The organism is Azospirillum sp. B506 (assembly GCF_000333595.1).
Taxonomy (GTDB): Bacteria; Pseudomonadota; Alphaproteobacteria; order Azospirillales; family Azospirillaceae; genus Azospirillum.
In genome coordinates, this window is record NZ_BADK01000969.1 from 1 (window position 1) to 920 (window position 920).

General features: G+C 71.6%; 1 protein-coding gene and 1 pseudogene. Both read left to right on the plus strand.

What is annotated here, in order from left to right; translation table 11 throughout:
- Window positions 1-682, plus strand: a 682-nt coding sequence (locus I71_RS29990; RefSeq protein ID WP_042702999.1) for a response regulator, incomplete at its 5' end; no start/stop codon positions are given.
- Window positions 679-920, plus strand: a pseudogene (locus I71_RS40300) (two-component sensor histidine kinase); the annotation flags it as partial. The gene I71_RS29990 and the pseudogene I71_RS40300, both read left to right, overlap by 4 nt.

Sequence of the window (920 nt, forward strand, 5' to 3'; positions counted from 1 at the left end):
GCACGGCTTCCGGGTCACCGGGGTCAGGGACGGGGCGGAAATGATGCGCACGCTCGACGGCGCCCGCGTCGACCTGATCGTGCTGGACCTGATGCTGCCGGGGGAGGACGGGCTGTCGCTGTGCCGCCGCCTGCGCGCGACGCCGCAGACGGCGCAGATCCCCGTCATCATGCTGACCGCCATGGGGGAGGAGACCGACCGCATCGTCGGGCTGGAGATGGGCGCCGACGATTATCTGGCGAAGCCCTTCAGCCCACGCGAACTGCTGGCCCGCATCAAGGCGGTGCTGCGCCGTGCCTCCGCCCCGCCGGTGGCCGGCGCCCCGGCGGCGGCCGGCACGGTGCTGCGCTTCGAGGGCTGGTCGCTCGATGTCACCAAGCGGGAGCTGCGCTCGCCCGACGGGGTGCTGGTCCAGCTGTCGGCCGGCGAGTACGACCTGCTGGTCGCCTTCGTCGAGCATCCGCAGCGGGTGCTGACCCGCGACCAGCTGCTGGATCTGGCACGCGGCCGCTCGGCGGTTCCCTTCGACCGCTCCATCGACGTCCAGGTCAGCCGGCTGCGCCGCAAGATCGAACCCGACCCGGCCGACCCGACGCTGATCAAGACGGTGCGTGGCGGTGGTTATCTGTTCACCCCGGCGGTCGCCGGCCCGTCCCTTTCGAGCGGCGGGCTTGCGCCATGACGGCCCAGCCCAAAACGGCCCGGCCTGAAACAGCGCAATCCGGAGCGGCCCCTCATCGCCCGGCCCGCCGTCCGCGCCTGCGCCTGTTCAACAGCCTTGCCTCGCGCATCGCCCTGACGGTGGTGCTGGCGCTGCTGCTGACCCAGGCGATCAGCGCGCTGATCTATCTGACCGACCGCAGCGAGGGGCCGCCGATCCATGGCCCCAACGTGCTGATTCCGCGTGTCACCGCCATCGT